At 59.1% G+C, this 8045-nt stretch carries 8 protein-coding genes and 1 pseudogene; 4 read left to right on the top strand and 5 right to left on the bottom strand.

Annotated elements, in window-relative coordinates; translation table 11 throughout:
• The 3 genes from AWB67_RS33140 to AWB67_RS33150 form a co-directional block, all read right to left on the bottom strand.
• A partial coding sequence (locus tag AWB67_RS33140; protein ID WP_125477793.1) for an FAD-dependent monooxygenase occupies window positions 1-1293 on the bottom strand: 1293 nt, incomplete at its 3' end.
• 119 nt (window positions 1294-1412) lie between these two features.
• The gene (locus AWB67_RS33145; protein ID WP_235025486.1) at window positions 1413-2804 is read right to left on the bottom strand and encodes an MFS transporter; all 1392 of its coding nucleotides are present in this window, start codon (window positions 2802-2804) and stop codon (window positions 1413-1415) included.
• A gap of 227 nt (window positions 2805-3031) precedes the next feature.
• Complete coding sequence (locus AWB67_RS33150; RefSeq protein WP_087660254.1) at window positions 3032-3850, bottom strand: helix-turn-helix transcriptional regulator; 819 nt, start codon at window positions 3848-3850, stop codon at window positions 3032-3034.
• Between the two features lie 678 nt (window positions 3851-4528).
• Here AWB67_RS33150 and AWB67_RS42410 point away from each other — a divergent pair.
• Window positions 4529-4846: pseudogene (locus AWB67_RS42410) on the top strand (site-specific integrase); the annotation flags it as partial.
• A 118-nt stretch (window positions 4847-4964) separates the two neighbouring features.
• Here the strand turns inward: AWB67_RS42410 and AWB67_RS33160 are convergent.
• On the bottom strand, window positions 4965-6509 hold the full coding sequence (locus AWB67_RS33160) for a CYTH and CHAD domain-containing protein (protein ID WP_087660255.1): 1545 nt from the start codon (window positions 6507-6509) through the stop codon (window positions 4965-4967).
• A 214-nt stretch (window positions 6510-6723) separates the two neighbouring features.
• On the opposite strand from AWB67_RS33160, the gene AWB67_RS41575 reads away from it, so the two are divergent.
• From AWB67_RS41575 to AWB67_RS40090, 3 genes are all read left to right on the top strand, one after another.
• Entirely contained in the window at window positions 6724-6975 is a 252-nt protein-coding gene (locus AWB67_RS41575) for a hypothetical protein (RefSeq protein WP_200822373.1), read from the top strand.
• 26 nt (window positions 6976-7001) lie between these two features.
• Window positions 7002-7226, top strand: a complete 225-nt coding sequence (locus AWB67_RS42415) for a hypothetical protein (RefSeq protein WP_235025487.1) — start codon at window positions 7002-7004, stop codon at window positions 7224-7226.
• Window positions 7227-7391: 165 nt separating this feature from the next.
• A complete protein-coding gene (locus AWB67_RS40090; protein ID WP_125477794.1) occupies window positions 7392-7631 on the top strand; it encodes a hypothetical protein in 240 nt (79 codons plus the stop codon).
• A 141-nt stretch (window positions 7632-7772) separates the two neighbouring features.
• Here AWB67_RS40090 and AWB67_RS33170 read toward each other — a convergent pair.
• The coding region (locus AWB67_RS33170; RefSeq protein WP_143328438.1) for an NAD(P)(+) transhydrogenase (Re/Si-specific) subunit beta at window positions 7773-8045 on the bottom strand (273 nt) is incomplete at its 5' end.

Raw genomic sequence — 8045 nt, forward strand, 5'->3', positions numbered from 1 at the left:
GCCCGGCTCTGTTTCCGTCGCATTTAGCGGCGACGCTGTATAGGTGATGGCCGAAGTCTGCCGCGGATTGATCAAGGTGCGCACGCGGTCGTGCTTGATCGCTAAACTCAACACAGCCTTGCGCATCAACTCGAAGGCAAACGACGGCGGCGCCATGAATTCGGTACTCTTGGTGCCGTAACTGAGGTTTTCGTGGGCAGCAAAGACGCGCTCTGATGAGTAGCTGTCGAGAAGTCCCGCGGAGGCGAGGTCGCGGACCACGAAGGCCAGTTTCCACGCTAGATTGTCCGCGTCGTCGATGCCTGAGTTTGCGCCACGCACGCCAAAGATCGGGACCAGGTGGGCTGCATCGCCGCCAAACAGGACGCGGTCGTGTCGATAGCTTTCCAGGGTCAGGGCATTGGCCTTGTAGATCGTGATCCAGATCGGAGCCCAGTCGCCTCGCTCGCCCATCATGTCCAACAAGCTTTGGACCCGCGGGATCACGTTTTCCGGCTTCACCGCCTGTTCGGCGTCTTCGCCGTCACGCAATTGGTAGTCGATGCGCCAGACATTGTCAGGCTGCTTGTGGACCAGCACGGTGGAGCCTGGGTTGGACGACGGGTCAAAGTAGGCCAGGCGCTCGGTCGGCCGGTCGCTCTCAAGCTCGATATCGACGATCACATAGCGGCCCTCGTAGCTCGTGCCCTTGAGCTGCAGACCAAGCGCCTCCCGAATCGTGCTGCGCCCGCCATCGCAGGCAACGACCCAGTCGCTATTGAGCGCATAGTCGCCTTCCGGCGTTGATAGGCGGAGAGTGGCGCCGTCCACTCGCGAATCAACGGCGGTGACTCGTGTCTGCCAGCGAATGTCGATCAGATCCGACCTCCTTTCTGCGGCGTCCAGCAGAAACTGCTCGATGTGATATTGCGCGAGATTCACCATCGGCGGCAGCTTCTGATTGTCGTCCTGCGGCATTTTGAAGTGCAGCACTTCGGTGTCGCGGTAGAAGCTGCGCCCACCGGCCCACGGCAGGCCGGTCTTCAGGAATCCGTCCACAGCACCCAGGCGCTCGATGATTTCCAGGCTCCGGCGCGAGATACAGATCGCCCGACTGCCATGGCACACGGAATCGTCGGCTTCGATCAACACAGAAGGAACGCCATGGTTGGCGAGGCCGAGGGCCACCGTCAGACCGACTGGACCTCCTCCAACGATCGTAACTGCATGCCGCTTTGTCTCGGTGCCGTTGTCCAGCTGAGGCACCTTGGCAGCGTATTTTTTTGCAGTGAAGGGATAAGTTTTGAATTCCATCGTTTGCTCCTTAACGAATTTCTTAAACGAAGTGTCGACTGTGGATCGTGGATGACTCGTTTTTCGTCCCTAGGCACTTCGCCCTAATTTGAGTCGCACAATTAGCGCAGCAATACCGTCTAGCTAGCGGTGCTTGACGGATCAGCGCGGCGCTGGCGCGTCGGCTCGATCGGCAGCACGGCCACTACAATGGCGCCGATGACGAGGAGTGCCGCTGCGTAGAGCAACCCGGCCGAGAAACTATGCGTCAGGTCTTTTAGCCATCCCACCACCAAAGGATTCAAGGCCGAGCCGATATTGCCCGTGGCATTGATCACGGCGATGCCGACCGCCCGGGCGCGGAAGCTCAGCGCGTGATCGGGCGTCGTCCAAAATATCGACATGGCGGTGTACGATCCGGCTGACGCCAGGCAGATCCCCAGCATCTGGACGACGGTGTTTGCCGAGTAGGCCGTGCAAAGCCAGCCCGCAGCGGAAAACAGCATGGGCAGCATCAGGTGCCATTTGCGCTCCTGCTTGCGATCGGAACGCCTTCCCCACCAGATCATCGCGACAATCGTGCAAATTTGCGGGATTGCAGCCAGCAGACCGATGGTGCGGTTGCTTGCGTCGGCGCTGAAGCTCTTCACGATCAGCGGGGTCCAGACTGCAACCATGGCGAGCGTATTGACGAGACAGAAATAAGCGAGCGCAAACTTGATCACGGTCGGTGAGACGAGTTCGCTGAGAAGGCTTCCTTTTTCGGTTGCCGATGTGCGCGGTACGGGATCGGCCTGATGCTCCGCGGCGAGCGTCTGCGACAGCGTGCGCTTTTCATCGGCGCTGAGCCAGGTCGCCTTTGCTGGGCCGTCGTGCAGATAAGCGAACACCACCAGACCCAGGATCGCCGAGGGCAAGCCTTCCAGAAAAAACAGCCATTGCCACCCTCTGAGCCCAAGGGTCCCGTCCAGTGCGAGGATATATCCCGACAGCGCGGAGCCGACGGCGGCCGTGACGGGCATTGCGATCATGAACATGGCGTTGGCTCTCGCGCGGTAAGCGCTCGGAAACCAATACGTCATGTAAAGCAGGATGCCCGGCAGAAAGCCGGCTTCGGTCACGCCGACCAAAACGCGCAAAAGGTACAACGTGCCCGGGCTGGACGCAAACATGGTCGCAGTGGATGCCAGACCCCAGGCGATCATGATGGTCCCAATCCATTTCCTCGCACCAATGCGAGCCAAAACGATATTGCTCGGAATGCCGAACGCAATGTAGGCGATATAGAACAACGTCGTCGCCAAACCGAACTGGGTTCCGGAAAGGCCCAGATCCTTCATCATGGTGAGTCCGGCGAATCCGATATTGATTCGGTCCAGAAATGAAAAGAAGAACAGGATGAAAAGAAACCAAAGCAAGTGTCGAGAAACCTTGGCCATGACATGCTGCTCTTGCAGTGAAGCGCCCGGTCCAGCATCGTTCGTCGGCCCGCCAGGCTGTCGGCCGCGGTCGGCCGATGGGGTCGTTTCCATGTGCGTCGTCTCCAGAATCAGTTTATGTCGAGCGCCACAGCACTCAATGCAATCGCGTCAGGTTCGTCCGAGCGGCGAGGTATGGCGATGACTGGAGTATGGTTGTACCGTCGGCTCGCGCTGTCCCCAAAATGGGTACGACGTGAAGGCGAGATGGGCTGGGGGAAAACCTTGGGCGTGCGCGACCGAAAGAGCGGCCAACGTCTGATTCGGGCGGGGAAACGGAGTCAGTTTTTACCGGGAGCCAGACACAAGGCGAATAGCTGACGTTGGCTTGAGATGCCGAGGCGGCGGTAAGCCCGCTTCTGGTAGGTCACGACGCTGGAGGGCTTGACGCCCATCAGTTCGCCGATTTCTTGGGCGGTGCGGCCCTCCAAGACGCCGCAGAGCACGTCGAGTTCTCTCTTCGATAAATCTGGGCAGCTTCCACGGACACGCGCCAACATCAGCTGCGGAATGCCGCTCTGAACTTGGCCAGACAGCGCGTAGTGATGCTTGGCAGCATGAGCGATCAGCGGGGCGAAGGCTTCGATAAGCGCGATTTCGCTCGGGTGAAAATTACCGCGCCTACGGTCTCGATAGAGATTGACTGAGAGCCAGATGTCTTGCGACGGCTGCAGCAAAAGCGAAAGCCGGCCCGACACGTCAGGCTGGTGATAACAAGCGGCTCGATAGCCCTCGTGCGAAATGTCCTCGCTGGCCTGCTGGTGAAGCAAAACGGCAGAGTCCAGTTTCTCGGGACGGGCCGCCGAGATGATCGTCTGGTTGCCGTCCAGCGCGTAAAAAGTCTTGGCGTACGTGTCTGCGACATTGCGCAAGTATCGGCCCCCGCGGTGATCAGCCACGGAAACCGTCCGGGGGCGATTGCCAAACTCGTATGCGAACACGGTGCATTGCGAGATGCCTGCGGCATCCCCCAACAACTTCAAGACTTCCGCGGCAAATGCATTGGTATCATCAGCCCCAATGGCTGATACCAGGCTCGTTGCCCGGGAAAGATCCAGGTGTCCTGTGAAACTGGGACGATCGAGCCGCCATGAGCGCATGATGGGCTTCGGAGAGTAGATAATCGGCTGAAGCGCTGCCCGCGACGGGCGATCTCCCGCTCGCGTTACCGTCAGGTGTTAAGCGCAAGCAACAACGGCGGACATGATTCGAACTTAAATATAATACCCTTCCAAGCTGATTGGATCTCCACTTTTGGTAGCGAGTCCGAGCTTACTCTCTATGGCACGAGGAAAGACGGACAGGCGATTAAAGTCGCGGGCGGCTCGAAGCGAGTGCATCAACGACTGTTCCAAATCGGAAGCGGTCAATGATGTCCCGCCGAGCTGAACGGCCGAGTCGGGTCGGGAAGAGCCACACGCTCGTCGGAAAGGCCTGCGGCAAAGGCCCGCTGGTCAGAGTGTTGAATCCCGCCGACACCGGGGCTCTCCCTCGCGTGCCACGACACCCGATCTCGAACTCGTGGTCGCATCGTGGGTCGCGAAAGGCGTGATGATTACAGGGATAATCATCAAGGTGACTTCACTGTCGGGGCAAGAACCGGCGCATTCGCATGCGAGAACACGCGGATTCTCCGGAGACAAAAGCTGTCGAAATTCGTCGAACGTTGAACGAAGTTCATCGGACGTTGAACCTTCCTTCCGCATGCGCCGGCGTCCAAACGCCCCGGATCACGACTACGGGGCCCGCTGCTCGCGCTCGATCACCCGGAGGTCGATATGGAAACCGTTATTATTTCTTCCGGCGCTCGACGAGGGCCGTGGAACAAGGAAGGTCGACCGGCCAGAAGCCGGCATTGAAGCTTCGTGAAATATAGGCGATTTGGACGAGACTTCAGACGTCGCCCAACTTTCGCGAGTTGGCGCTGTTCAACTTGGCAATCGACAGCAAGCTCCGGGCGTGCGATTTAACGCGACTGCAGGTCCAGGACAATCTGCATGGGAGCCTACGTGGTCTCGCGAGCGACCTTCATGCAGCAAAGAACGCAACGACCGGCGCAGTTCGAAACCATGGAGCAGACTCGGCAAAAAGCGTCGCGGTTATCTACACGCTTGTGCGCCGAGACTTTGGATAAGCTTGCTCGGGACGAGAGAACGCGTGCCGCGCTGGCCACCGCGTCGAGCATCGACCAGTGCCGATGCAGTCAGTTGCACACTACTGGTTGTGCAACGAAGGCGGGGAGAGCCGTCTGAACTTCTTCCATAGCGCTTTCAATGAATCGTGGTCTTCGGCAGCGCGCGATGCGAAATAGCCGCGTGCAAAGCCGGCGCCAGAAGCGGCTTCGGGCTTCGCCGCTGCCAATGACCTGAGTAAGCCATCTGCGACCACGATGTCGTTGCGCCAACCGAGGTCATCCTGAAGCTCGCTCAGCGCACCAATGTAGGATTTGACCGCCCGGTTGGAGAACAGCGATGTGAAAAACTCGGTCGCATAGCGGAGTTTCTTCGCGGCAATGCGCGCGCGATGGCGGCTTTCGTCGTCGAGTTTCGCCAGGCCCCTGCCACGCTTGAGCAACTTCTTATGACGGTTCGACAGTGTCGCGTTGGCAAACCTCAAGACCGATTTCTCGGATGCTGCGCGTCCTGCGTCGCTTTGCCCGTTGCGCCATCCCATCGACTCAACCCAGAGTGTGAGCCGCAGCACGAGCCGGGTGTAACGCACCGAATCGACCGCAGCGGCCGCTGCTTTGCGATTCTGGACCGCGCGCTCCTTAGCGGCCTGCCGGGTCGCATTCACGTCGTCGCCGTCTCTGGCGGAATCGAACGCCTGATCGAGCGTTGCGCCCGCCAAAACCTCCCAGTCACGTGCGCCGCCAAGCTCACCGGCGATCCATCTGAGCTCTCGGTCGAACTCTGCGGGCGCAACAATTACGTCCGCAAACATATCGAGCGCTGAGCGCAACCGGCGAAGTCCCACCCGCATTTGATGGACGCTGGACGGATCATGTCCCGACACCACGCCTCGCTCGTTTCCGTGGACTTGCGCGAGGCAGTTCTTCGCGATGTATTGGAACGCCTCCTCAACTGTGTAACGTTTCTTGAGTTCGAGTGGTTCTGCCCGCACGGGCGCACGGTGCTCTTGCACGAGCAGTTCATAACCACGATCGCCTTTGCTCATGTAGTCGATGCGAAGGGGCACCTCTTCCAGAAGAGCAAGCGCCAATTCATAAAGCTGCTCGGGCGCGCCGCTCTTGAGTTCCATCTCCACGCCGTGAATCGGCGTCGAGCCAGCCTGGGCCTCGATCACACCGTCATCGACTGCCAGTTCCACTTCCGTGTCCTGCGACAGGCGAAGCACAGCGGTCGAACGTTTGACGCGGGTAACAAACAACGGCTGAAGCTGCGATGCGAGTCCGTTTGTCTGTAAAACCTTGGTGCCGTTTTTTTTCTGGGGAAGCAGCTCTTTCAGCGAGTCGAGGTCTGGCGAGTCGCCGGCCACCGGGCCTTCGAACTCTTCCCGTTCAAAGAACCCTGCCGCGATGGCGCCATCGAGCTTGAGCGTCTGCAGTCGCTTCTCGCCTACAGCACGGACACGCAGTGAGACGCCGCTCTTATGCAACTGGAAATCCGGCGTATCGAAGTACGTGCTCGTTAACTCGTTCGTGGTCGCCTGATCGACCAGCAAGCGGCTAATAGCGGGGGAGTGCAGGACTTGGCTCGCTTTCCCAGCACAGACCAGTAGTTTAAGTTCGCTTTCCATTATTTCTCCAGTGCACGCGGTAGCAAAAGAAAAGCTTTCATTTGTCTAGCATAAATCGGTTTGTGTCTTCGAACCGCCATGTAATGCGGCGGAGCAAGACGAACCTGTGCGCCCGACCACGAGCTTTACCGCGCAAGCCGACTCGCGCGCCACACGCCAGAAGGAAATTTGTGGTGCAATGCAGCATGATTAGCAAGAGCGCGAGAAGACGAGCATGAAGACGCAAGCGGTGCGTGCCGTCGTACGAGTAAACAGCCGTGAGATATCGGCAGATTTTCAACTGGCGACTGGTCGGTTACTTGTGACGGAGGGTGCCGAAGTCATTGAAAAGTTGGGCCCGCCCGATTCGTGGGTAGCGCTCGCTTCGCTGAATCGTGGCGACGGCTGGGGAACTCGGCCCACCCCTGCCGATCTCCTTGCATTCCTCGAGCGCTATGTTGCCACCAACCCTCGATTCCAGGTTTGAAGCTGTTTAGCCGAACCACGCGCTCATTGACGCTCACACCCGAAGGTCGGGATCTGCTCGAACGCGCTCAGCGCGTGCTGCGCGAGGCCGATGACATCGAGCAGGCGATGGTTGCCGCGCGTGCCGAACCTGCGGGAACGCTGAAAGGCGAGAATGGGACGAACATTGTGAGAGACGGACCGACGACTCGCTCCCAACTGCATTGGAAGTTTTCCCGACAAGCGGAGATTCGCGAACGGCGCTTACATTAGTCGCCGGTGCAAGCGTCGTTATAGCAGCGACACCGCTGCTTCGACGAACCGACTAGGGGTGCTCGCGCACATCGCGAGTATGTTGGCTTCAGCGCAGCGCAGCGCCGATCCGAGTCGACAACGCTTTGAAGAAACGTACGACTTGCGCTCTTGCCGGAACCGTTCATGGCCGCTCGGGCTGCCGAACGCCTGTCTCCCGATTTGCGCGATGAACTGTCGAAACTGAACGCAGAAATGCCGACGCTTGCAAGGAACGGTTCTAAACTGCGTACAGCAAGCTCGCCCTTCTTGACTCGGATTTTCACGCATGGATATCAAAGCAAAGCGGCAAAGAACTGGCAGCCGAACTGCCCGCCGCCCGAAGCCGCGCTCGACCATCGGTCATCTGCGGAGGCCGGCGGCTGACCGATTGCTTTTCGCTTGTCTCAAAAACCAGCTGTTGCAGGTGACCGCTGATAACGTCGACTGCTCGTTACGGTCGACCGCGAGGCCCAAGCCCACCGGACGCCTGCGCCGCAAAGGACATCCGGGAAGCGGTTTCTTGAATCAGTCCACCGCCTTCATCATCTCTTCCACAACCTTTTTCGCATCCCCGAAAACCATCATCGTCTTGTCCATATAGAACAGCTCGTTGTCGAGCCCGGCGTAACCCGCCGCCATCGACCGCTTGTTCACGATGATCGTCCGCGCCTTATACGCTTCGAGAATCGGCATTCCCGCGATCGGTGATGTCGGATCGGTCTTCGCCGCCGGGTTCACCACGTCGTTGGCGCCGAGCACCAGCACCACGTCGGTCTGGCCGAACTCGCTGTTGATGTC

This window comes from Caballeronia terrestris (assembly GCF_001544515.1).
GTDB lineage: Bacteria > Pseudomonadota > Gammaproteobacteria > Burkholderiales > Burkholderiaceae > Caballeronia > Caballeronia terrestris.